The 21,835-nt window shown below is 68.3% G+C and carries 22 protein-coding genes; 12 read left to right on the top strand and 10 right to left on the bottom strand.

Translation table 11 applies throughout. The features are described from left to right. Positions 1-59: 59 nt before the first annotated feature. Positions 60-1,001, bottom strand: a complete 942-nt coding sequence (locus VPH46_RS06305) for a copper resistance protein B (protein WP_416609761.1) — start codon at positions 999-1,001, stop codon at positions 60-62. After that, entirely contained in the window at positions 998-2,872 is a 1,875-nt protein-coding gene (locus tag VPH46_RS06300) for a copper resistance system multicopper oxidase (RefSeq protein ID WP_416609759.1), read from the bottom strand. The genes VPH46_RS06305 and VPH46_RS06300 overlap by 4 nt, the downstream gene beginning before the upstream one ends. A 154-nt stretch (positions 2,873-3,026) precedes the next feature. On the opposite strand from VPH46_RS06300, the gene VPH46_RS06295 reads away from it, so the two are divergent. Further along, a complete protein-coding gene (locus VPH46_RS06295) occupies positions 3,027-5,369 on the top strand; it encodes a heavy metal translocating P-type ATPase (protein ID WP_416609757.1) in 2,343 nt (780 codons plus the stop codon). Beyond that, positions 5,366-5,758 carry a Cu(I)-responsive transcriptional regulator gene (gene cueR / locus VPH46_RS06290; RefSeq protein ID WP_317894046.1) on the top strand — a complete coding sequence of 131 codons (393 nt, stop codon included), beginning with the start codon at positions 5,366-5,368 and terminating at the stop codon, positions 5,756-5,758. The genes VPH46_RS06295 and cueR overlap by 4 nt, the downstream gene beginning before the upstream one ends. Positions 5,759-5,813: 55 nt before the next feature. Here cueR and VPH46_RS06285 read toward each other — a convergent pair whose 3' ends face one another. Continuing rightward, positions 5,814-6,866, bottom strand: coding sequence for a ribonucleotide-diphosphate reductase subunit beta (locus tag VPH46_RS06285; protein ID WP_416609755.1), 1,053 nt, complete (start codon positions 6,864-6,866; stop codon positions 5,814-5,816). 44 nt (positions 6,867-6,910) lie between these two features. Continuing rightward, a complete protein-coding gene (locus VPH46_RS06280) occupies positions 6,911-7,111 on the bottom strand; it encodes a hypothetical protein (protein WP_416609753.1) in 201 nt (66 codons plus the stop codon). A gap of 56 nt (positions 7,112-7,167) precedes the next feature. On the opposite strand from VPH46_RS06280, the gene VPH46_RS06275 reads away from it, so the two are divergent. Further along, positions 7,168-7,446 (top strand): DUF2171 domain-containing protein, encoded by a 279-nt coding sequence (locus VPH46_RS06275; protein WP_125961969.1) that lies wholly within the window; start codon positions 7,168-7,170, stop codon positions 7,444-7,446. Between the two features lie 172 nt (positions 7,447-7,618). Here VPH46_RS06275 and VPH46_RS06270 read toward each other — a convergent pair whose 3' ends face one another. Next, positions 7,619-9,520 (bottom strand): ribonucleoside-diphosphate reductase subunit alpha, encoded by a 1,902-nt coding sequence (locus VPH46_RS06270; protein WP_239434934.1) that lies wholly within the window; start codon positions 9,518-9,520, stop codon positions 7,619-7,621. Between the two features lie 408 nt (positions 9,521-9,928). Between VPH46_RS06270 and VPH46_RS06265 the strand changes: the two genes are divergently transcribed. Continuing rightward, positions 9,929-11,518: an amidase gene (locus tag VPH46_RS06265; RefSeq protein ID WP_416609750.1), complete on the top strand. Its 1,590-nt coding sequence runs from the start codon at positions 9,929-9,931 to the stop codon at positions 11,516-11,518. Between the two features lie 126 nt (positions 11,519-11,644). Here the strand turns inward: VPH46_RS06265 and VPH46_RS06260 are convergent, their stop codons facing one another. The 3 genes from VPH46_RS06260 to VPH46_RS06250 all read right to left on the bottom strand — a co-directional run bounded on the left by VPH46_RS06260 (position 11,645) and on the right by VPH46_RS06250 (position 13,203). Continuing rightward, a complete protein-coding gene (locus tag VPH46_RS06260; protein WP_416609748.1) occupies positions 11,645-12,037 on the bottom strand; it encodes a DUF4345 domain-containing protein in 393 nt (130 codons plus the stop codon). Beyond that, positions 12,034-12,495: a DUF2721 domain-containing protein gene (locus VPH46_RS06255; protein ID WP_132883171.1), complete on the bottom strand. Its 462-nt coding sequence runs from the start codon at positions 12,493-12,495 to the stop codon at positions 12,034-12,036. The genes VPH46_RS06260 and VPH46_RS06255 overlap by 4 nt, the downstream gene beginning before the upstream one ends. Positions 12,496-12,579: 84 nt before the next feature. Beyond that, the gene (locus VPH46_RS06250) at positions 12,580-13,203 is read right to left on the bottom strand and encodes a DNA-3-methyladenine glycosylase family protein (RefSeq protein ID WP_416609746.1); all 624 of its coding nucleotides are present in this window, start codon (positions 13,201-13,203) and stop codon (positions 12,580-12,582) included. A 78-nt stretch (positions 13,204-13,281) separates the two neighbouring features. Between VPH46_RS06250 and VPH46_RS06245 the strand changes: the two genes are divergently transcribed. Then, entirely contained in the window at positions 13,282-13,599 is a 318-nt protein-coding gene (locus VPH46_RS06245; RefSeq protein ID WP_125961975.1) for a 2Fe-2S iron-sulfur cluster-binding protein, read from the top strand. A 156-nt stretch (positions 13,600-13,755) separates the two neighbouring features. On the opposite strand, the gene VPH46_RS06240 is transcribed toward VPH46_RS06245, so the two are convergent. Beyond that, a complete protein-coding gene (locus VPH46_RS06240) occupies positions 13,756-14,763 on the bottom strand; it encodes a quinone-dependent dihydroorotate dehydrogenase (protein ID WP_416609743.1) in 1,008 nt (335 codons plus the stop codon). 181 nt (positions 14,764-14,944) lie between these two features. Between VPH46_RS06240 and VPH46_RS06235 the strand changes: the two genes are divergently transcribed. The 7 genes from VPH46_RS06235 to VPH46_RS06205 all read left to right on the top strand — a co-directional run bounded on the left by VPH46_RS06235 (position 14,945) and on the right by VPH46_RS06205 (position 20,831). After that, a complete protein-coding gene (locus VPH46_RS06235) occupies positions 14,945-15,427 on the top strand; it encodes an SUF system Fe-S cluster assembly regulator (RefSeq protein ID WP_416609741.1) in 483 nt (160 codons plus the stop codon). Continuing rightward, the gene (sufB, locus tag VPH46_RS06230) at positions 15,427-16,890 is read left to right on the top strand and encodes a Fe-S cluster assembly protein SufB (RefSeq protein WP_416609739.1); all 1,464 of its coding nucleotides are present in this window, start codon (positions 15,427-15,429) and stop codon (positions 16,888-16,890) included. The genes VPH46_RS06235 and sufB overlap by 1 nt, the downstream gene beginning before the upstream one ends. 72 nt (positions 16,891-16,962) lie before the next feature. After that, positions 16,963-17,706 carry a Fe-S cluster assembly ATPase SufC gene (gene sufC, locus VPH46_RS06225; RefSeq protein WP_416609737.1) on the top strand — a complete coding sequence of 248 codons (744 nt, stop codon included), beginning with the start codon at positions 16,963-16,965 and terminating at the stop codon, positions 17,704-17,706. Then, positions 17,703-18,782 (top strand): SufB/SufD family protein, encoded by a 1,080-nt coding sequence (locus VPH46_RS06220; RefSeq protein ID WP_416609735.1) that lies wholly within the window; start codon positions 17,703-17,705, stop codon positions 18,780-18,782. The genes sufC and VPH46_RS06220 overlap by 4 nt, the downstream gene beginning before the upstream one ends. Next, positions 18,779-19,993, top strand: a complete 1,215-nt coding sequence (locus VPH46_RS06215; RefSeq protein WP_416609733.1) for a cysteine desulfurase — start codon at positions 18,779-18,781, stop codon at positions 19,991-19,993. The genes VPH46_RS06220 and VPH46_RS06215 overlap by 4 nt, the downstream gene beginning before the upstream one ends. Beyond that, positions 19,993-20,463 carry an SUF system Fe-S cluster assembly protein gene (locus VPH46_RS06210; RefSeq protein WP_125961981.1) on the top strand — a complete coding sequence of 157 codons (471 nt, stop codon included), beginning with the start codon at positions 19,993-19,995 and terminating at the stop codon, positions 20,461-20,463. The genes VPH46_RS06215 and VPH46_RS06210 overlap by 1 nt, the downstream gene beginning before the upstream one ends. Before the next feature lie 14 nt (positions 20,464-20,477). Continuing rightward, a complete protein-coding gene (locus VPH46_RS06205; RefSeq protein ID WP_416609731.1) occupies positions 20,478-20,831 on the top strand; it encodes a HesB/IscA family protein in 354 nt (117 codons plus the stop codon). Here the strand turns inward: VPH46_RS06205 and VPH46_RS06200 are convergent. Further along, positions 20,821-21,813 (bottom strand): hypothetical protein, encoded by a 993-nt coding sequence (locus VPH46_RS06200; protein ID WP_416609729.1) that lies wholly within the window; start codon positions 21,811-21,813, stop codon positions 20,821-20,823. The genes VPH46_RS06205 and VPH46_RS06200 overlap by 11 nt on opposite strands. Positions 21,814-21,835 lie beyond the last annotated feature (22 nt).

Genomic DNA, 21,835 nt, shown 5'->3' with positions numbered 1-21,835 from the left:
GGATTGCCACCGATCCTTTCAATATGGGGCATTGCGCGCGAAATGGAAGGTGCGGGCGCCTAGAACCAGAAGCGTACCCCGGCCACGAAGGTGGTGTCTTCCACGTCGTCGCCGTCCTCCCGCGCAAAACGCGCCGTGTCGCCGAGCTTGCGGCTCCAGGACACGCCCACATAGGGCGCGAACTCCCGCCGAAGCTCGTAGCGCAGCCGCAGCCCGAGTCCCGCATCGCTGAGACCGGAGCCGGTGCGGGTGGCGGCCACGTCCTGCGCCGCGAAGTTGAGCTCCACGCGCGGTTGCAGGATCAGTCGTTGCGAGATCCGCTGATCGTACCAGCCCCCCAGTCGGCCCAGCAGGTCGCCCTTGGTCGACAGGAACAGCGCAGCTTCGGTGTGGAACTGGTAGGGGGCCAGTCCCTCGAGCCCCACTGTGGCATAGGTCCGATCAGGCCCGACGCCGAAGTCCTGCCGTACGCCCGCCTGCAGGTTGAAATAGGGGTCGATCGCACGCGAATAGAGCGCCTGCACTTCCGCATGCTCCATGTCGCGGCCGAAGCTGCCTTCGCCTTCGCTCTTGATCCACAGGCGATCGATGTCCCCGCCGAAGAAGGCTTCGCCGTCCCAGCGATAGCCATCCGTGCCGTTGCGCATCTGAACCTCGGCAAGGTTGAGGAGTACCTGGCCGTACCGCTGGCCGCCGCCCTCCTCCATCATCGCATGGTGACCGCGCGCCATGTCCTCTGGGGGAAAGAAGCGGTCGGCGTAGCGGTCCTGCGGGACGGGCGGGGGCGGCGCATCGCCGGCGGGCAGGTCGGTGCCGACCGGCCCCGCCGGATCGGCCGCGGGTGCCGGCATTTGGTGGCCGGCGTGCGGGTCTGCGGCCGGCGCGTCGTGCTGGATGGGAGCCGGGCCGGCGGGCGCCATCTCGTGTGCGCCATGGTGCTGCGCAAGGGCCGGAGCGCTGGCGAGGGTCGCGAGCGCCGTCCACGAAAGCACGCGGATCATGCCGCTTCTCCCGCCGGCCGCACGCTCACGACGCGCATCATCCCCGACGCCATGTGGTAGAGCATGTGGCAGTGGAAGGCCCAGTCGCCGATCGCATCCGCGGTGAAGTCGAAGGTGACGGTGCCGCCGGGCTGGACCAGCACCGTGTGCTTGCGCGGGGCATGGCCGCCATGGCCGGTCACCAGTTCGAAGAAATGGCCGTGCAGGTGGATGGGGTGGCCCATCATCGTGTCGTTGACCAGCTTCACGCGCACGCGTTCGCCCAGGGTGAAGGGCAGCGGCGCCATCGCGTCCGACATGCGCAGCCCGTCCATCGACCACATGTAGCGCTCCATGTTGCCGGTGAGGTGGACCTCGATCGAGCGGTTGGGTGCGCGCACGTCGGGGTTCGGCGCACGCGCAACGAGGTCGCGGTAGACGAGCACGCGGTGACTCGCGTCCGCCAGCCCCTGTCCGGGCTCGCCGGTGCGGTCGACCGGCATCGGCGCGATCGTCTGGACGCTCGGGTCGCGCGCGACCTGCGGCGCGTTGGCGAAGTCCCGCATCTTCATGGAGCCATGCTCCATCGTGTGCGGCGCCGGCGTGCCGTGGCTCATGGCAGCATGATCCATGCCGGCGTGGCCCATGGCAGCGTGGTCCATCTGCCCCATCGCGCCGGGAGCCGTGCCAGGGGTCGAGGGTTCGGCGGCGGACGTGGCGAGCCGCGCAGAGGCGTTCTGCTCGGCAGTCGAATCGACACCGCGTACAGCCTCGTGCTGCATGTCGCCCATGCCCATGTCCTTCATGGTCGCGACGGGCCGGCGGCGAAGCGGCGGCACCGGCCCGACCATGCCGGGGCGCGGCGCCAGGGTGGCGCGCGCCATGCCGGACCGGTCGATGCTCTCGCCCACCAGCGTGTAGGCGCGGTCCTCCGCCGGCGTGACGACCACGTCATAGGTCTCGGCGACGGCGATCTGGAGCTCGTCGACGGTGACCGGGCGCACATGCTGCCCGTCCGCCTGCACCACCGTCAGCGGCAGCCCCGGAATGCGGACGTTGAAGGTCGTCATCGACGAGGCGTTGATGATGCGCAGCCGCACCCGCTCGCCCTGCCGGAACAGCGCCGTCCAGTTGTCCGCAGGGCCATGGCCGTTGACCAGATAAGTGTAGGTGTCGCCGGTCACGTCGGCGATGTCGGTCGCGTCCATGCGCATCGCGCCCCAGTGCAGCCGGTCCTTGAGCGGCTGGTCCTTGCCCGCGGCGAGGCCGGCGAGGGTCTGGCGCTGCCGGTTATAATAGTTGGGCTCGACCTTCAGGTGCCGGAAGATCGCGTCGGGGGACTCGCGGCTATGGTCGGACAGGACGATCACATGCTCGCGATCGAAGGCGACCGGGTCCGGGCCCGCCGGGTCGATGACGATCGGGCCATAAAGCCCCATCTGCTCCTGGAACCCCGAATGGCTGTGGTACCAATAGGTGCCCGACTGGACGATCGGGAACTCGTAGGTGAAGTGGGTGCGGGGCAGGATGCCCGGGAAGGAAACGCCCGGCACGCCGTCGAACTGCGCCGGCAGCAGCAGCCCGTGCCAGTGGAGCGAGCTGTCGACGTCGAGGTCGTTGTGTACGTGCAGGCGGAGCTTCTGGCCTTCGCGCAGGCGCAACAGTGGAGCGGGCACGGTGCCGTTGATGCCGATCGCCTGCGTCCGCCGCCCGTCGATCGTCATCGTCTGCCGCTGGATGCGTAGCGTGATGTCCTCGCCCGAGAGCTCCGGAAGCGTGGTCCCGGTCGACACCGATTGTGCCCAGGCCGGCATCCAGGCCGACAGCGCCATGCCGCCGCCCGCCAGGGTGGCTCCGCGCAACAACCTGCGGCGATCGAGAACCAGACTCATGCGTTCACCCTCATGCGGCCACGACTCTGCGGCCCTGCGAGCCCTTGCTCGCGTGAGGACCTTGGCGGCTGACACCGTGTCAGGGTCAAGCGGAAAGCAGCCCTTGACCCTGACATGATGTCAGTCCCCATCTAGGGCGGCGATGGAGGATGCGATGCACGATCACCACTCGCCCACGACGGACCACGCGCAGGGAGGATGCTGTGGCGGAGGAGCCACGGCCAGGGACCCGGTGTGCGGAATGGCGGTGGATCCGGCCAAGACCGCCCATCATGCCGAACATGCCGGTGTCGCCTATCATTTCTGTTGCGCCGGTTGCCGCACCAAGTTCCTGGCCGATCCCGACCGCTATCTTGGGGATGCGCCCCGCGCGCAGGCGCCTGCCGCGCCCGATGCGATCTATACCTGCCCGATGCACCCGGAAATCCGGCAGCAGGGGCCCGGCACCTGCCCGATCTGCGGCATGGCGCTGGAGCCGGAGGCGCCGTCGCTCGACGATGGCCCCAATCCGGAACTGGTCGATTTCACCCGCCGCACCTGGGTGTCCGCGGCGCTTGCGGTGCCGCTGCTCGCGCTCTCGATGGGGGCGGAGATGCTGGGGCTGCGGCTGGTGCCCCTTGCATGGTCTGCCTGGGTGCAGCTCGCGCTGGCAGCGCCGATCGTCCTGTGGGCAGGGCTGCCGTTCTTCGAGCGCGGATGGGCGTCGCTGCGCTCGCGCCACTTCAACATGTTCACGCTGGTGTCGATCGGGGTAGGGGCGGCGTTCCTCTACAGCCTGGTGGCGACGGTGGCGCCCGGGCTGTTCCCGTCCACCTTCCGCATCCACGGCATGGTGCCCGTCTATTATGAGGCGGCGGGCGTCGTCGTGACGCTGGTGCTGCTGGGCCAGGTGCTGGAACTGCGCGCCCGTGCCGCCACCGGCCGCGCGATCCGGGCGCTCCTGAACCTCGCGCCCAAGACCGCGCGCCGGATCGATGCCGACGGAGGCGAGGCGGAAGTGCCGCTCGACGCGATCCTCGCGGGCGACCGGCTGCGCGTGCGTCCCGGTGAGGCGGTGCCGGTCGACGGGATCGTGGTGGAGGGGCAGTCGTCGGTCGACGAATCGATGCTCACCGGCGAACCCGCGCCCGTCGCCAAGGAAGCAGGCGCGGCGCTCACCGGCGGTACCGTCAACGGCATCGGTGCTCTCGTGATGGAGGCACGCGCGGTGGGCGCCGACACCGTGCTCGCGCGCATCGTCGCGATGGTCGCCGCCGCACAGCGCAGCCGTGCGCCGATACAGGCGGTGGCGGACCGCGTCTCCGGCTGGTTCGTGCCGCTGGTGGTGGCGATCGCGGCCGCGACGTTCCTGGTGTGGAATGTCGCCGGGCCGGAGCCGCGGTTCAGCCATGCGCTGCTGAACGCCATCGCGGTGCTGATCATCGCCTGCCCCTGCGCACTGGGGCTCGCCACGCCGATGTCGATCATGGTCGGCACCGGCCGTGGTGCCCAGGCCGGCGTGCTGGTCAAGGATGCCCAGGCGTTGCAGGCGCTGGAGAAGGTCGACACGCTGGTGATCGACAAGACGGGCACGCTGACCGAGGGCAAGCCGCGGCTGACCGTGATCGAGCCCGTCGCAACGGCCGAGGACGAACTGCTCGCGCTCGCGGCGGCGGTGGAGGCGCATTCCGAGCATCCACTGGCGCACGCCATCGTGACGGAAGCGGCCCGGCGCGGGCTGGTTGTGACACCGGCCGAGGGGTTCCGTTCGAAGACGGGCGCGGGCGTGACCGCAACGGTAGCTGGACGCTCGGTCGCGGTCGGCAATGCCGCGATGATGCGCCACGCAGGCGCGGACCCGCGGCCGCTCGCCGCCCGTGCGGAGGCGCTGGCGCGCGACGGCGCGGGCGTCATGCTGGTCGCGGTCGATGGCCGCATCGCCGGGCTGCTCGGCGTCGCCGATCCCGTCCGCGAGTCCGCCTCTGGAGCGATCGCCCAGCTGCGTGCCGAGGGCCTGCGGATCGTCATGCTCACCGGCGACGGCCGCGGCACGGCGGAGGCGGTCGCCCGCACCATCGGCGGCATCGACGAAGTGCACGCCGGGCTCGCGCCCGAGGACAAGGCCCGCATCGTCGGCGAGCTCAAGGCGCGCGGCGCACGCGTGGCGATGGCAGGCGACGGCATCAACGACGCGCCCGCGCTTGCCGCAGCCGATGTCGGCGTCGCGATGGGAACCGGCACCGATGTCGCGATCGAAAGCGCGGGGCTGACGCTGACCCGCGGGGACCTGGCCGCGATGGTGCGCGCACGGCGGCTGGCGAAGGCGACGATGCGCAACATTCGCCAGAACCTCGCCTTCTCCTTCCTGTTCAACGGCATCGGCGTGCCCGTTGCGGCCGGCGTGCTCTATCCCGTCGCCGGCATCCTGCTGTCGCCGATGCTCGCCGGGGCGGCGATGGCGTTGTCGTCGTTCGCAGTGGTAACCAACGCGCTGCGACTGAACGGAGTGCGGCTATGAACATCGGCCAGGCGGCGGACGCGAGCGGCATCTCCCAGCGGATGATCCGCCACTATGAGAAGATCGGGCTGATCCCGGCCCCGCTGCGACGGGACAGCGGCTATCGCGACTATGATGTGGCGGATGTGGCGCGCTTGCGCTTCGTCGCCCATGCCCGCGACCTGGGCTTTCCGATCGAGGAGATCCGCTCGCTCCTGGGCCTGTGGCAGGATCGCCACCGCTCCAGCGCAGATGTGAAGGCGCTGGCGATCGCGCGTGCGGAGGAACTGGGCCGCAAGGCGCGAGCCCTGGAGGAGATGCGGGGCACGCTGCTCGACCTGGCGCAGCGCTGCCACGGCGACGACCGGCCGGACTGCCCGATCCTCGACCGGCTCGCCGACCCCGCCTGAACGCAGAAGGGGCGCCGCAGCGCGACGCCCCTTCGGTTCGGCGGCTAGGCCGGAGTTACTCCGCGGCGACGCCGTTGTGGGAGAACATGTCGCTCTCGCCAGCTTCCTCGTTCGCGGCGGCCGGGCCCTTGGCCTTCTGGCGCTTGTCGAAGCTGTCCCAGACCTCGTTCCAGTTGCCGCGAGTCGCGCCCTTCGAATATTCGGTCGCGCGCTGTTCGAAGAAGTTGGCGTGCTCGACGCCGTTCAACAGCGGCGTCAGCCACGGCAGCGGGTGCTCGTCGATCATGTAGATCGGCTTCATGCCCAGCTGCCCCATCCGCCAATCGGCGATGTAGCGGATGTACTTCTTGATCTCCTTGGGCGTCATGCCGTTGACCGGGCCCATCTCGAACGCGAGGTCGATGAACGCGTCCTCCAGCCGGATCGTCGTCTGGCACTGGTCGGCGATGTCGTCCTTCACCGCCTTGGTCAGGCAGTCGCGCTCCTTGGTGAAGGCGTGGAACAGCTGGATGATGCCCTCGCAGTGCAGGCTTTCGTCGCGCACCGACCAGGACACGATCTGCCCCATGCCCTTCATCTTGTTGAAGCGCGGGAAGTTCATCAGCATCGCGAACGACGCGAACAACTGCACGCCCTCGGTGAAGCCGCCGAACATCGCCAGCGTGCGGGCGATGTCCTCGTCGGTGTCGACGCCGAACTGCTGCAGATAGTCGTGCTTGTCCTTCATCTCGGCATAGTCGAGGAAGGCGCCATATTCGCTCTCGGGCATGCCGATGGTGTCGAGCAGATGGCTGTAGGCCGCGATGTGGATGGTCTCCATGTTGCTGAACGCCGTCAGCATCATCTTGACCTCGGTCGGCTTGAACACCCGGCCGTATTTCTCGTGGTAGCAGTCCTGCACCTCGACGTCGGCCTGGGTGAAGAAGCGGAAGATCTGCGTCAGCAGGTTGCGCTCGTGATCGGACAGCTTCTGCGCCCAGTCGCGGCAGTCCTCGCCCAGCGGCACTTCCTCCGGCAGCCAGTGGACCTGCTGCTGGCGCTTCCAATATTCATAGGCCCAGGGATATTCGAAGGGCTTGTAGGTCTTGCGGGCGTCGAGAAGAGGCATGGGTCAGACTCCAGGAATTTGAATGGGGCGGGCGCGGCGACTGGTCATTGTGTCTGGTTCCAGGACCATTGCGCCGTCGCGAAGATGGCAAGGACGAGGGCGAGGGCCGCGAGCATCGTGCCGGCGATGCGATAGCCATAGACCGCACCCTCGCTGGTGGCGGTGCGGAGCCGCAGGAGCAGCCAGGCGCCGGCGATCCCTGCGACGAGTGCCACGCCGTACATGATGAACACTGCGACGGTCATGCGACCATCCGGGGAGACGTGCGTTGATCGGCCGTCACCAACCAAGGAGGACTCCCATGGCAGACCTGACGGCCATCAAGGAACATATGGAAGTGATCGGCGCGGACGGCGTCCATGTCGGCACCGTCGACAAGGTCGAGGGCGACCGTATCAAGCTGACCAAGAAGGACAGCGGTGCCGACATCGAGGGCGTCGAGGAAGGCCTCCATACCGACCATCACCACTTCATCTCCATCGGCCTGGTCGCCGAGGTCGAGGGCGACAAGGTCCGCCTGTCGGCGAACGCGGACGTCGCGGTCACCTTCGAAGAGGAAGAGGACGGCGAGCCGCTCTGATCCGGATGCCGCCGCAGCGGTCCGCGGTGCGCGGGCCGGTGCGGCGATTCCGAACGTGGCGGAGGCTGCGTTCATTCCATCCTCATCGCCCCAGCCGGGGCGGATCGGCGTCCCGGAGCTACGGCTCCCGGGACGCCTTCCTATAGCATAGCCGACGGGCGGCTGCGCGGCCTTACTGGCAGGCCAGGCACTCGTCGTAGTCGGTGCTCTCGCCGATCTCGAACTTCGGCGCCTCGGGCGTGTTGTCCGCCTCGACGCCGCCGGTGCCGGCGAAGCCCGCGCGCTGGATCGACTTCGAGCGCAGATAGTAGAGCGACTTGATGCCCAGTTCCCAGGCGCGGAAGTGGAGCATCAGCAGATCCCACTTTTCCACGTCCGCCGGGATGAACAGGTTCAGCGACTGCGCCTGGTCGATATAGGGCGTGCGGTCGCCGGCCAGTTCGAGCAGCCAGCGCTGGTCGATCTCGAAGCTGGTCTTGAAGCACGCCTTTTCGTCCGCGGACAGGAAGTCGAGGTGCTGGACCGAGCCACCATGCTCCAGGATCGAGTTCCAGACCGCGTCCGAGTCCTTCGACTTCTCGCGCAGCAGCTTCTGGAGGTGCGGGTTCTTGACCGCGGTCGAGCCCGACAGCGTCTTGTGGGTGTACATGTTCGCCGGGATCGGCTCGATGCACGCAGACGTGCCGCCGCAGATGATCGAGATCGACGCGGTGGGCGCGATCGCCATCTTGCAGCTGAACCGCTCCATCACGCCCATGTCGGCGGCGTCGGGGCAGGGGCCGCGCTCGACCGCAAGCTGCATCGACGCCTCGTTCACCTGGGCGTTGATGTGCTTGAAGATCTTGAGGTTCCACGACTTGGCCATGGCGCCCTCGAACGGCAGCCCGCGTGCCTGAAGGAAGCTGTGGAAGCCCATGACGCCCAGGCCCACCGAACGCTCGCGCTCCGCCGAATAGCGGGCACGCGCCATCTCGTCGGGAGCGTTCTTGATATAGTCGGTCAGCACGTTGTCGAGGAAGCGCATCACGTCCTCGATGAAGCGCTTGTCGCCGTTCCACTCGTCCCACTTCTCCAGGTTGAGCGAGGACAGGCAGCACACCGCAGTGCGATCGTTGCCAAGATGGTCGGTGCCGGTCGGCAGCGTGATTTCCGAGCAGAGGTTCGAGGTCGAGACCTTGAGCCCCAGGTCACGATGATGCTTGGGCATCGTCGAGTTCACATGGTCGGAGAACACGATGTAGGGCTCACCGGTGGCGAGGCGGACCTCGACCAGCTTCTGGAACAGCGCGCGCGCATCCACCTTGCCGCGGACCGAGCCGTCCTTGGGGCTCTTGAGCTCCCATTCGGCGCCCGCGCGGACCGCTTCCATGAACGCGTCGGGGATCAGCACGCCATGGTGCAGGTTCAGCGCCTTGCGGTTGAAGTCGCCCGAGGTCTTGCGGATCTCCAGGAACTCCTCGATCTCCGGGTGGGAGATGTCGAGGTAGCAGGCCGCCGAGCCGCGGCGCAGCGATCCTTGCGAGATCGCGAGGGTGAGCGAATCCATCACCCGCACGAACGGGATGATGCCGCTGGTCTTGCCGTTGAGGCCCACCGGCTCGCCGATGCCGCGGACGTTGCCCCAATAGGTGCCGATGCCGCCGCCGCGCGAGGCCAGCCAGACATTCTCGTTCCAGGTCTCGACGATGCCTTCCAGGCTGTCGGGAACGGAGTTCAGATAGCAGGAGATCGGCAGGCCGCGGCCGGTGCCGCCGTTGGACAGCACGGGCGTCGCCGGCATGAACCACAGGCGCGAGATATAGTCGTACACGCGCTGCGCATGCGCGGCATCGTCGGCGTAGGCCGAGGCCACGCGTACGAACAGGTCCTGGAACGACTCACCGGGCAGCAGGTAGCGGTCGGTCAGCGTCTCCTTGCCGAACTCGGTCAGCAGCGCGTCGCGCGCATGGTCGACCTCGACCGGATAGGGGCGGGCGATCGAGCGGCTGTCGCGCGCGGCCGCAGGGGCGGGTGCGTCCAGCGTGGTCGTGCTGTCGCCTGCGCGATTGTCCTGGCTGTCCCTGCTGAAGTCCATGCTGCCCTCGTTCCAAATGTCTTGTTCGCGGCCTTGGCAGGCCCGATGTAGCGTCGCCGAACACGGCCGCAACCAGCCCGCGTGAGCCACCTGCACCGTCAAAAAACGCGGCTTTTCCGCCGCATTCCGTTCAAACTGGAAGCCTTCGCTGGATACCAGCGATAGCGCCGCTTCCCAGGCGCCACCACAAGACTTGGTGTCGCGCAAACCTCGGCGGCTTGCAAGATCGCTCGTCGCAGTGAATCCGGCGTTCATCGTTCCGCGGCGCGCGCGACGCGTGGACATTCCTAGCGATCAAGCGAAAACCGCAGCCTGAAAAAATTTTCGCATGCGCCCGGCAGCCCTGCCGCCCCGTTGCAAGCGGTCGCTGTCGGCCTCAAGCTGCGTCCACAAGCTAGGGAGTATCGGATGCGGCGGGTACAAGGGGGAATGCTGGGATTGGCGCTGCTGGCGCTTGCGACGACCGCGCGAGCGGACCCGCCCCAGACGCCTCCCATCGAGGAACTCTCCCTTTCCGACGCCGCAGCCGCATTGGCGGCGGGCACCAGCAGCGAGGCGCTGACTCGCGCCTATCTCGCGCGCATCGAGGCGATCGACCGCAAGGGGCCGACGCTGCGCAGCGTCGTCGCCGTGAACCCCGAGGCGCTGGCGCAGGCGCGTGCCCTCGACGCCGAACGGCGCGCAGGACGAATCCGCGGTCCGCTTCACGGCGTGCCGGTGCTGATCAAGGACAATATCGAGACTCGCGAACTGCCGACCACCGCCGGCAGCCTGGCGCTCAAGGACAATCGCACCGGCCGCGATGCGCCGGTGGTGGCGCGGCTGCGCGCCGCAGGCGCCGTGATCCTGGGCAAGACCAACCTGTCCGAATGGGCGAACATCCGCTCTTCGGGGTCGATCAGCGGATGGAGCGCGGTCGGCGGGCTGGTGCGCAACCCCTATGCGCTCGACCGCACCGCGTGCGGCTCGTCGAGCGGCAGCGGCGCCGCGGCCGCCGCCAGCCTCGCCGCGGCGGCGGTGGGGACGGAGACCGACGGCTCGGTCGTGTGCCCGGCGGCGATGAACGGGCTGGTGGGGCTCAAGCCGACGATCGGCTTGGTCAGCCGCACCCACATCGTGCCCATCAGCCACAGCCAGGACACCGCGGGGCCGATGGCGCGCAGCGTGCGCGATGCGGCGCTGCTGTTCTCGGCAATGATCGGCAGCGATCCCGCCGACCCGACCACGCGCGACGCCGACCGGCACCGCACCGACTATGCCGCCGCGCTGTCGGCCGATGCGCTGAAGGGCATGCGGGTGGGCGTGCTCCGGCCGGAAATGTCGGCGCCGCTCGCGAAGCAATATGATGCGGCGCTGGCGGTGCTGCGCGCGGCAGGCGCGACCCTGGTCGACGTGACGCCGCCCAAGCTGGACGGGCTGGGCGAGGCCGAGTTCCTGGTGCTGAAGGCTGAGTTGAAGGCCGACCTCAACGCCTATCTCGCGACCACGCCGCCCGCGGTGAAGACGCGGACGCTCGCCGACGTGATCGCCTTCAATGCCGAGCATGCCGACACCGAAATGCGCTTCTTCGGCCAGGACACGTTCGAGGCGGCGCAGAAGATGCCCGGCCTCGAAGACCCGGCCTACAAGGAGGCGCGCGCCAAGGCGCTGCGGCTCGCGGGTGCCGAGGGCATCGACGCAATGCTGGCCCAAGCGAAGGTCGAGCTGCTGGTGTCGCCGACCTATGGCCTGCCGTGGCTGTCGGACCCGGTGCACGGCGACCACTTCGTGCCGCCCTCGGCCAGCGAGCTTCCGGCGGTGGCCGGCACGCCGCACCTGACCGTCCCGATGGGGCTGGTGCAGGGGCTGCCCGCCGGCCTCTCCTTCCTCGGTCCCAAGTACAGCGAGGCGCTGCTGCTGGGCGCCGGCTATGCCTTTGAGCAGCGCGGGCGGATGCGGGTGAAGCCCGGCTATGCGGCGAGCGTGCTGACGGAGGGAGGGCTGGAAGGGGCGCGATAGACGACCTGGCGCGCCTCCCGCGTGCTCCTGCGCAGGCAGGAGCCCAGAGTTCCGGGCGCGACCGTCGTTCTGCTGGGCACTGGATCCCCGCCTGAGCGGGGATACGGAAGGAAGTGCGACGAAGATCTAACCGCGCCAGCGCCGTTGCAGGCTCGCCTGCCATAGCAGGACCAGCGGTACCGCCCCTAGTTCGACGCACAGCCCGACCAGATGCCCCGTCGACGGCGCACCCACCGACAGCAGCGACCACGCCCGTGCCAGCCCGCCGATCACCACCATGATCCCCAGCAGGCGAAAGCGTGCGCCCTGCCGCTCGATCGCGGGGATGCAGCTGGCAAAGCCCAGCGCCATCCCCAGGAACACGCCGGAGAGGTAGCGAAAATGGCTGTCGAGGTCGGGGCGCACGGCGTCGTGCGCCAGCCACTCGGCCCCGCGCAGGATGCCGGCGGCCGCGGTCGTGAACGGGATCAGGCACAACAGCGCCACGACCGCCTGCAGCAGCCGGCGCTCCCAAGTCACGGCAGCGGCAGTTCGAGCAGGTCGGAGCGGACGCGGATCGCGCGCACGGACATGTGAATCTCGATCAGGAAGCAGATCAGCCCGCCGGTCAGCAGCAGCATCGAGACGATGAAGGCGACCGCGATCACCTGCCCGATCTGGAAATTGCCCAGTTCGGCCACGAACAGCATCGCCACCACTAGGCAGATTGCGATCGCCGCCATGACGACCAGATAGACCGCATTGTTGATCATGCGGATGCGCCCGTCGATCAGCCGCAGTTCCTGGACGTGCTGGATTCGCTCGGGATCGTCGCCGCGCAGTTGCAGGGTGGTCAGCTGGCGCGAGCGGTCGACGATGCGGGCGAGCCGCCCGACCATCACGTTGAGGATCGCGCCGAGGCCGGCGAGCAGGAAGACGGGCGCAATCGCGACCTGGATCGTTTCTGCGACGGTGGAGAGGACGGGAGAGAATGCCACGCGCCCGTTATTCGTGGGCCGTCAGGGTTGCGCAAGCGAAATGGTGGGCGTCGGGGCGCTGCCCGGTCGAACCGCACCGGGCGTTCAGATCACCTCCATCTTGCTGTTGTAATGGTGCCAGGCGAGGATCGCCGCGGCCCCGCGGTGTGGGCGCCAGCCTTCCGCCAACACCCGCACCAGCTTCTCGTTCGGGCGTTCGGCGTGGCCCAGGATGCGCCCGACCTCCACCTGCACCGCGAGGTCGCCGGCCGGCCAGATGTCCGGCCGCCCCTCCGCGAACAACAGGTAGATTTCCGCCGACCAGCGCCCGATCCCCTTGATGCGGGTAAGGGCCGTGATCGCTTCCTCGTCGTCCGCCGGCAGCGCGGCCAGGTCCAGTCGCCCGCTCGCCACTTCGTCGGCCAAGCTGCGGGCGTAGCCGATCTTCTGCCGGGAAAGCCCGGCGGCGCGCAGCGTCTCGTCGCTTGCGGCGGCAAGGCGGGCAGGATCCTCGACCTCGCCCAGCGCCTCCTCCAGCCGGCGCCAGACGGCGGCGGCGGCATGGACGCTCACCTGCTGGCCGACGATCGTGCGCAGCAGCGTCGCATAGCCGGGCTCGCGGATGCGGGGCGGGGGATAGCCGACGCGCCCGACCGCCGCGGCGAACGCCGGCTCGATCGCGCCAAGCGCATCCAGCGCCTCGCGCAGCTGTTGTGCGCTCAGTCCCATGCCTGCATCCGGGCCGGTGCGCCTTGAATTTGGCGGCGGCGGTCGCCAATGCCCTGACAGCTGTTCTGGAGAAAATGCATGCCCACGCTTACCGTCACCACGCGCGAAGGAGAAGAACGCAGCGTGCCCGCAGAGGTCGGCCTGAGCGTGATGGAAGTCATTCGCGACGCCGGCTTCGACGAGTTGCTGGCGCTGTGCGGCGGCTGCTGCAGCTGCGCGACGTGCCACGTCCATGTCGATGCGGAATTCCTGCCGCTGCTGCCGCAGATGAGCGAGGACGAGGACGAACTGCTCGACAGCACGTCGGACCGTGACGAACGCTCGCGCCTGTCGTGCCAGATCCAGTTCACGCCGGCCCTCGACGGCCTGCGCGTGACGATCGCCGCCGAGGATTGAGGCTAGGGGCACGAACGTTGAACCCACCCGTTCGTCCTGAGTAGCCATTGAGCGTAGTCGAAATGGCGTATCGAAGGACCGCCACGGTGCTTCGATACGGGACTTCGACTTCGCTCAGCCCCTACTCAGCACGAACGGACATATTTTCCTGATGCTTCAGGCGCTGGGCTTCAATCCGGCGACGATGCGCCGGGCCAGCCCCGGCCCCTCGAACACCAGCGCCGAGTAGAGCTGCACCAGGCTGGCACCTGCATCGAGCCGACGCTGCGCTTCGTCCGCCGAGCCGATGCCGCCGACCGACACCAGCGGCAGCTGCCCGCCGGTGATGTCGCGCGCCTCGGCAAGCTTGGCGCGGGCGAGCGCGGCGAGCGGGGCCCCCGAAAGCCCGCCCGTTTCGCCCGCATTCCCCGACCGCAGGCCCGCCGGCCGCGAGATGGTGGTGTTGGAGACGACCAGCGCGTCGATGCCGCCGTCGATCGCAGCGCGGGCGGCGACTTCCAGCCCGGCGCGATCGAGATCGGGCGCCACCTTCAGGAACAGCGGCACGCGTCGGACCGCCAGGTGACGCGCCGCGTCGCAGGCGGCGATCAGCTCGCCCAGCGCCGGCTGTGCCTGAAGATTGCGCAGGCCCGGCGTGTTGGGGGAGCTGATGTTGATCGTCAGATAGTCGGCGAAGGGCGCTGCCTTGGTGATGCCGGCGACATAATCCGCGATGGCACTGTCGCCTGCCACGGATTCCTTGTTGGCGCCGACGTTGATGCCGAGCACGCCGCGGCGCTCGGGCATGCGGGCGATGCGGTCGAGCGCCGCCTCCAGCCCGCCGTTGTTGAAGCCCATGCGGTTGATGACCGCGCGATCCTCCACCAGCCGGAACAGGCGCGGTTGCGGATTGCCCAGCTGCGGGCGCGGGGTGAGCGTGCCGACCTCGACCGATCCGAAGCCGAGCGCGAAGAAGCCGGCAACGGCCTCCGCATCCTTGTCGACGCCCGCCGCGAGCCCCACCGGGTTCGGGAAGCGCAGCCCTGCGATCGTGACCGGCATCTCGCGGGGCGCACCGGGCGCGAACGGTGTGCCGGCGGCACCCCAGGCGGCCAGCATGCGGATCGTCAGGCGGTGCGCACGCTCGGCATCGAGCGAGAACAGCAGGGGATGGTAGAAGCGCATCGCCCGGCTATGGCAGCGGCGGGAAGGGGGGTCAAAGCCTCCGAGCGTCCCCGCCCGGCCAGCCGATTACTGTGATCGGAACAATAACGCCGAAGATGCCTTCGCGCCTGCAAAATCCGGTTGACCCCAAGGGTCGCTGCTCCCATTTGCAATTCAGACCGGAATGATCCGATTGGGAGCCATGCGACTTTCCAGCCTTGCCGACTATGCCGTCGTGATGATGAGCGCGACCGCGCGCCACTGCGGTGGCGTGGCGCGGCTCAACGCGACGCGGCTGGCCGAGGACACGGGCCTGCCGCTGCCGACCGTCCAGAAGCTGGTGAGCCGGTTGTCGGCGGCCGGGCTGGTCGAGACCGGGCGAGGTGCGGCCGGCGGCTTCCGGCTGGCACGGCCCGCGGCGGCGATTTCGCTTGCCGACATCGTGGAGGCGGTGGAAGGGCCGATCGCGCTCACTACCTGCGTCGACGCGGAGCGCCACGACTGCGCGGTGGAGGGCAGCTGCCGGGTCCGCCCGCACTGGGGCGGCGTCAACGCGCTGGTCCGCGACGCGCTCGCCTCGGTCAGCCTGGCGACGATTTCTTCCTCTGCAGGCCCCGAGCCTGTTGAACCAACCCTTTCCCAACTGGACCCCGCGCTTCGCCCGGGTGCCGGAGTGCACGCATAATGGCTACCAAGAACGCAGAGGCGCTCGCCGCCGCCAACAAGAAGTACGAGTGGGGCTTCTCCTCGGACATCGAGCAGGACTTCGCGCCCAAGGGGCTGAGCGAGGACACCGTCCGCTACATCAGCGCCAAGAAGGCCGAGCCCGAATGGATGCTCGACTGGCGCCTGAAGGCGTTCCGCCTGTGGCAGACGATGGAGGCGCCGGACTGGTCGAAGCTCAACGTCCCGCCGATCGACTATCAGGACGCCTACTATTACGCCGAACCCAAGGCGAAGCCGAAGCTCGGCAGCCTGGACGAGGTGGATCCCGAGATCCTGCGCGTCTATGAAAAGCTCGGCATCCCCATCGAGGAGCAGAAGATGCTCGCCGGGGTCGAGGGCGCGCGCAAGGTCGCGGTCGACGCGGTGTTCGACAGCGTTTCGGTCGCCACCACTTTCCGCAAGGAGCTGGAGGCCGCTGGCGTCATCTTCCGCTCGATCTCGGAAGCGATCCGCGAATATCCCGATCTCGTCCGCAAGTGGCTCGGCAAGGTCGTGCCGCAGCGGGATAACTACTTCGCGACGCTGAACTCCGCGGTGTTTTCGGACGGCACCTTCGTCTACATTCCCGAGGGCGTGCGCTGCCCGATGGAGCTGTCGACCTATTTCCGCATCAACGCGGAGAACACCGGCCAGTTCGAGCGGACGCTGATCGTCGCCGACAAGGGCGCGTACGTCAGCTACCTCGAGGGCTGCACCGCGCCGATGCGCGACGAGAACCAACTGCACGCCGCCGTCGTGGAGCTGGTCGCGCTGGACGATGCCGAGATCAAGTACAGCACCGTTCAGAACTGGTACCCGGGCGACGAGAATGGCGTCGGCGGCATCTACAACTTCGTCACCAAGCGCGCGCTCTGCCAGGGCAAGAACTCCAAGGTGTCGTGGACGCAGGTCGAGACCGGCTCCGCCATCACCTGGAAGTATCCGAGCTGCGTGCTGGCGGGCGAGAACAGCGTCGGCGAATTCTATTCGGTGGCCGTCACCAACAATCGCCAGCAGGCCGATACCGGCACCAAGATGATCCACCTCGGCAAAGGCAGCCGTTCGACGATCGTGTCGAAGGGCATTTCGGCCGGGCGCTCGGACAACACCTATCGCGGGCTCGTCCGCGTCGGGCCGACCGCGGAGAACGTCCGCAACTTCACCCAGTGCGACAGCCTGCTGCTGGGCGACCAGTGCGGTGCGCACACGGTGCCGTACATCGAGGTGCGCAATCCGTCGGCGCAGATCGAGCATGAGGCGACGACGTCGAAGATCAGCGAGGACCAGCTGTTCTACGCGATGCAGCGCGGGCTCGACCAGGAAGCGGCGGTGGCGCTGATCGTCAACGGCTTCGCCCGCGAGGTGCTGCAGCAGCTGCCGATGGAGTTCGCGGTCGAGGCGCAGAAGCTGCTGGGGATTTCGCTCGAAGGCTCGGTCGGCTGATCGACGCACGGGCGCTTGGTACTACGGGGCGGCGCGCGCTGCTCGGACAATGGAAAGTTCTGGAAGTCATCCATGCTGAAGATTGAAAACCTGCACGCCGAGATCGACGGCAAGCCGATCCTGAAGGGCCTTTCGCTGACCGTGAATGCGGGCGAAGTGCACGCGATCATGGGGCCGAACGGCGCCGGCAAATCGACGCTCGGCTATGTGCTCGGCGGCCGTCCGGGCTATGAAGTGACCGAGGGTTCGGTGACCTTTGGCGGCGAGGACCTGCTGGAGATGGAGGCGGACGCACGCGCCGCTGCCGGCCTGTTCCTGGGCTTCCAATATCCGGTCGAGATCCCCGGCGTCTCCAACGTCCAGTTCCTGCGCGAGGCGCTGAACGCCCAGCGCAAGACCCGCGACGAAAAGCTGCTGTCGGGCGGTGAGTTCCTGAAGCTCGCCCGCGCACAGGCCGATGCGCTCAGCATGGACGCGGAAATGCTCAAGCGCCCGGTCAATGTCGGCTTCTCCGGCGGCGAGAAGAAGCGCAACGAGATGGTCCAGATGGGCATCCTCGATCCCAAGCTCGCGATCCTGGACGAGACCGACTCCGGCCTCGACATCGACGCGCTGCGCATCGTCGGCGACGGCATCAACCGGATCATGCGTGCGCCCGACAAGGCGGTGATCCTGATTACCCACTATCAGCGGCTGCTCGATTATGTGAAGCCGGACGTGGTCCATGTGCTCGCCGACGGGCGGATCGTGCGCACCGGCGGTGCCGAACTCGCGCTCGAGCTGGAGCGCGAGGGCTACGCGCAGGTGGCGGCGTGAGCACCCTCGAACTTCCGTCGCCCAAGTCGGAGCGGTGGCGCTGGGCGGACCTGCCGGCGCTGCAGCGTGCGGCCGAGAGCCCGCGTGGGCCCGCGCCCGACCTGGAATCCGCGCTGCTGCCGATCGATGGCCCGCGGCTGGTGTTCGTCGACGGCGTCTATGATGCCGCGCGCAGCGCGCCAGGACCTGTTGCCGTCGGCAGCCGTACCTGGACCAGCGAGCACCCGCTCGCCCGCTTCGCTCCCGGTGAAGGCTGGGCGCTGGAGTTGGGCCAGGAGGCAGTGACCGATCCGATCCAGATCGTGCATCTCGGTTCGGGTGGCGGCAATCACCTGCGCGGCTCGATCGTGCTGGCGGCCGATGCCGCGGCCTCCGTGGTCGAGACCTTCGTCGGCAGCGGCTGGGCCAATCGCCAGACCCGCATCGAGCTCGCCCGCGGTGCGCGGCTGATGCGCTCGGTCCGGCTGATCCAGGCAGGCGGCTTCGTCTCGATCCGCGACGAGGTCGATGTCGGCCAGGCGGCGAGCTATGCCGCGACCTTCCTGGGCGCGGGCGGCATGGGCAGCCGCATCGACGGCGAACTCGTCGTCAGCGGCACCGACGCCTATGCCGAAATGGGCGGCGCGCTGCTGACCCGCGGCGAACAGCGGCAGGAGTGCGCGGTCACCGTGCGCCACGCCGCCGAACGCGGCACCAGCCATCAGACCTGGCGCGCAGTCGCCGCCGACCAGTCGGTGGCGAGCCTTGCCGCCCGCGTCGACGTCGCGCGCGGTGCGCAGAAGACGGATGGCGAGCAGTCGCTCCGCGGCATCCTGCTTCAGCGCACGGCGACGGTGAACCTCAAGCCTGAGCTGGAGATCTTTGCCGACGACGTGAAGTGCGCGCATGGCGCGACCGTGGGCGAGCTCGACAATCGCGCGCTCTTCTATCTCCAGAGCCGCGGCGTGCCGCGCCCGCGCGCTAAGGCGCTGCTGACCCGCGCGTTCGTGGCAGACTCGCTCGACCGCATCGGCCAGGAGACCGTGCGCGAGGCGTTCGTGGCCGACGCCGATCGCTGGCTGGAAGCGGCGCTGTGAGCGTGCTTGCCGACACCCGTCCGCTCGACGTGGTCGCCGATTTCCCGGCGATCCCGCCAGGCTATGCCTATCTCGATACGGCCGCGACCGCGCAGAAGCCGCGGCCGGTGCTCGATGCGATCGCGCGCGGCTATGGCGAGACCTATGCCACCGTCCACCGCGGCGTGTACCAGCGCTCGGCCGACATGACGCTGGCGTTCGAAGCGGCGCGGCGGCGGGTGGCGGACTTCGTCGGCGCGCGTTCGCCGGACGAGATCGTCTTCACCCGCGGCGCGACCGAGGGGATCAACCTGGTCGCGCAGTGCTGGGCCGGCACGCAGCTGAAGGCGGGCGACCGCATCCTGCTGTCGATGCTGGAGCACCACAGCAACATCGTGCCGTGGCAGATGGTCGCCGAGCGCGTGGGCGCGGCGATCGACGTGGTGCCGCTCACCGCCGACGGCCGCATCGACCTCGACATGATGGCGCAGATGCTGCGGCCCGAGCACAAGCTGGTCGCGCTCGCCCATGTCTCCAACGTGCTGGGCTCCGTGCTCGACGTGCAGCGCGCGGTGACGCTTGCGCATGGCGTCGGCGCCAAGATCTTGATCGATGGTTGCCAGGCGGTCGCGCGGCTGCCGGTCGACGTGGCTGCGCTCGGCTGCGACTTCTACGTCTTCTCCGGTCACAAGCTCTACGGTCCCACCGGCATCGGCGTGCTGTGGGGCAGGGCGGAGCTGCTCGAAGCGATGCCGCCGTACCAGGGCGGCGGGTCGATGATCGACCGAGTGACCTTCGAGCGCACCACCTATGCGCCGCCGCCGGGACGGTTCGAGGCAGGGACGCCGCACATCGTCGGCGTGCTCGGGCTGCATGCCGCGATCGACTATGTCGCGGGCATCGGTCTGGACGCGATCCACGCGCACGAGACGGCGTTGGTCGCCGCCGCCCGCGAAGGGCTGGGGCGGATCAACTCGGTCACGCTGTTCGGGCCGGAGGATTCCGCCGGCATCGTCAGCTTTGCGTTTCAGGGGGTGCATCCGCACGACATCGGCACCATCTTGGACGAGGAACGCGTGGCGATCCGCGCCGGCCACCATTGCGCACAGCCGCTGATGGACCGGCTCGGCGTGCCGGCGACCGCGCGCGCGAGCTTCGGCGTCTATAATTCGGCCGCCGACGTGGATGCGCTGGTGCGCGGACTGGAACGAGTGAGCAGGATCTTCGGGTAATGGACGAGACACGCAGGATCGCGGTGGAAGAAGTCGACACGGTGGACGCGCCGCGCAAGGCGCGCGTGGACGAGGTGGTCGATGCGGCAGCGGAGCCGCGCCGCCGCGACTATCTGGAAGGCTTCCTGGCGCAGAAGCCGGAGCCGGTGTCGGCCGGCGAGCCGGGCGGCGAAATCTACGACGGCGTCATCGCGGCGCTGAAGGAGATCTACGACCCCGAGATCCCGGTCAATCTCTATGACCTGGGGCTGATCTACGGCGTCGACGTGACCGAGGGTGGCCATGTCGCGGTTACCATGACGCTGACGACGCCGCACTGCCCGGTCGCGGAATCGATGCCGGGCGAAGTCGAGTTGCGCGTCGGCGCGGTGCCGGGCGTCGCCACGGCCGAGGTGAACCTGGTGTGGGATCCGCCCTGGGACCCGCAGAAGATGTCCGACGAGGCCAAGCTCGAACTCGGCATGTTGTAAGGGAGGAACGAGACATGGCCACCACCCTTCGCCCCCGTCCCGCCGCGCTGACGCTGACCCCGTCGGCCGAGCAGCGCATCGCCGACCTGATGGCCAAGGCGCCCGAGGGCGCGATCGGCGTCAAGCTCTCGACGCCGCGCCGCGGCTGTTCGGGCCTCGCCTACTCCGTCGACTATGTCATCGAGGCCAAGCCGTTCGACGAGCGCATCGATACGCCCAGCGGCACGCTGTTCGTGGACGGCGGCTCGATCCTGTACCTGGTCGGCTCGACCATGGACTGGGTGGAGGACGATTTCACCGCCGGCTTCGTGTTCAACAACCCCAACGCCAAGGGCGCCTGCGGCTGCGGGGAGAGCTTCACGGTTTGAGGGATTGCGCTGCTGACTCTCGCGATCCTGGTTCTTTCACCGCTGGCGGGGAGCCGCTGACGGTGCCGAGCCAGAACACCCCGTCGTAATCGGGGTTCGGATCTGCTCCTGGAAGGGCGCCCAGCGCGATGAACGGCTTCCGCCGGAGGTTGGCGTGCCCGCTGATGGGATGAGCGGCGCATTCCAGGTCCTCGGAGGTGATCCGCTTGTCCGGCCCAGGGATCATGCCTGGCTTCAATTGGCAGTTCCACGCCGTGCCTCCGGCTGTTTCCATGTGCAGCGAGACGACGGCCGGCGGTGAACCAAGGCGCATCGCCATCGTTTCGAACATCGCGCCAGAATGTTGAACAACGCGCTTTTTCGCGTGAAGACTTCCGACCAGCACCAGAACGTGGTCGTACGGCCGTGCAGCAGCCGCGACGCGGATGTTTTCAGCCTGTGCCGCCTCGTGCGGCCCCTGGCCGGGCAGATGCGCGAGACGGCGGCCTTGAGCCTCGTCCTTGGTGCCGTTGAACGCGACGATGTCGATCGACCGACCACTTTGAGCCAGTTGGTGAAGTTGTTCGAGCAGGATCAGCATCGCCTCACTAGCGACGCCGTCGCTGCGACCTGCCCAGCCCGCGCGTTTCATGGCCTCGGAGAATTGCGCGGCTGGAAGGCGCCAAGCCGCTTGAAAGGCAGCATCGTCCGTGGAGGAATGTTCGACCGCAACCAGAATGCGCTTACCTCTTACGGCCAATGCACACGCGACGTCCCCGACAAAGGCGGGCGCCTGCTGGGTTCCATGCGTTTCGCCGAAGATCACGAAGCGGGGATTCCGCGCTGCTACAGCATTCCAGCCCTCTGGCAGCGGACAGGCCTCTCTCCCGTCCAGACGGATTGCACGCGCGCGATGATCATCGAACGAGCCTGCAAGAGCCCAAGCCGATGTGCCGGCGAACTGTGCCACTAGACAGAGACACGCCACGGCCGTGATCTTCATCCAACCGCTCCCCACCTACACC

Source organism: Sphingomonas sp. MJ1 (PH-R8), assembly GCF_048058635.1.
Taxonomy (GTDB): Bacteria; Pseudomonadota; Alphaproteobacteria; order Sphingomonadales; family Sphingomonadaceae; genus Sphingomonas.
The sequence above is the reverse complement of the archived record's forward strand: the minus strand, read 5'-3'. Positions and strand labels throughout refer to the sequence as shown.

Excerpts from the sequence above, each read along its gene's own strand:
- VPH46_RS06300 (WP_416609759.1), bottom strand. The coding sequence starts at position 2,872 with ATGAGTCTGGTTCTCGATCGCCGCAGGTTGTTGCGCGGAGCCACCCTG.
- VPH46_RS06270 (WP_239434934.1), bottom strand. The coding sequence starts at position 9,520 with ATGGACTTCAGCAGGGACAGCCAGGACAATCGCGCAGGCGACAGCACG.
- VPH46_RS06265 (WP_416609750.1), top strand. The coding sequence starts at position 9,929 with ATGCGGCGGGTACAAGGGGGAATGCTGGGATTGGCGCTGCTGGCGCTT.
- VPH46_RS06235 (WP_416609741.1), top strand. The coding sequence starts at position 14,945 with ATGCGACTTTCCAGCCTTGCCGACTATGCCGTCGTGATGATGAGCGCG.
- VPH46_RS06305 (WP_416609761.1), bottom strand. The coding sequence starts at position 1,001 with ATGATCCGCGTGCTTTCGTGGACGGCGCTCGCGACCCTCGCCAGCGCT.
- VPH46_RS06210 (WP_125961981.1), top strand. The coding sequence starts at position 19,993 with ATGGACGAGACACGCAGGATCGCGGTGGAAGAAGTCGACACGGTGGAC.
- VPH46_RS06200 (WP_416609729.1), bottom strand. The coding sequence starts at position 21,813 with ATGAAGATCACGGCCGTGGCGTGTCTCTGTCTAGTGGCACAGTTCGCC.
- sufB (WP_416609739.1), top strand. The coding sequence starts at position 15,427 with ATGGCTACCAAGAACGCAGAGGCGCTCGCCGCCGCCAACAAGAAGTAC.
- VPH46_RS06245 (WP_125961975.1), top strand. The coding sequence starts at position 13,282 with ATGCCCACGCTTACCGTCACCACGCGCGAAGGAGAAGAACGCAGCGTG.
- VPH46_RS06285 (WP_416609755.1), bottom strand. The coding sequence starts at position 6,866 with ATGCCTCTTCTCGACGCCCGCAAGACCTACAAGCCCTTCGAATATCCC.
- VPH46_RS06295 (WP_416609757.1), top strand. The coding sequence starts at position 3,027 with ATGCACGATCACCACTCGCCCACGACGGACCACGCGCAGGGAGGATGC.
- VPH46_RS06275 (WP_125961969.1), top strand. The coding sequence starts at position 7,168 with ATGGCAGACCTGACGGCCATCAAGGAACATATGGAAGTGATCGGCGCG.
- VPH46_RS06250 (WP_416609746.1), bottom strand. The coding sequence starts at position 13,203 with ATGGGACTGAGCGCACAACAGCTGCGCGAGGCGCTGGATGCGCTTGGC.
- sufC (WP_416609737.1), top strand. The coding sequence starts at position 16,963 with ATGCTGAAGATTGAAAACCTGCACGCCGAGATCGACGGCAAGCCGATC.
- VPH46_RS06240 (WP_416609743.1), bottom strand. The coding sequence starts at position 14,763 with ATGCGCTTCTACCATCCCCTGCTGTTCTCGCTCGATGCCGAGCGTGCG.
- cueR (WP_317894046.1), top strand. The coding sequence starts at position 5,366 with ATGAACATCGGCCAGGCGGCGGACGCGAGCGGCATCTCCCAGCGGATG.
- VPH46_RS06205 (WP_416609731.1), top strand. The coding sequence starts at position 20,478 with ATGGCCACCACCCTTCGCCCCCGTCCCGCCGCGCTGACGCTGACCCCG.
- VPH46_RS06280 (WP_416609753.1), bottom strand. The coding sequence starts at position 7,111 with ATGACCGTCGCAGTGTTCATCATGTACGGCGTGGCACTCGTCGCAGGG.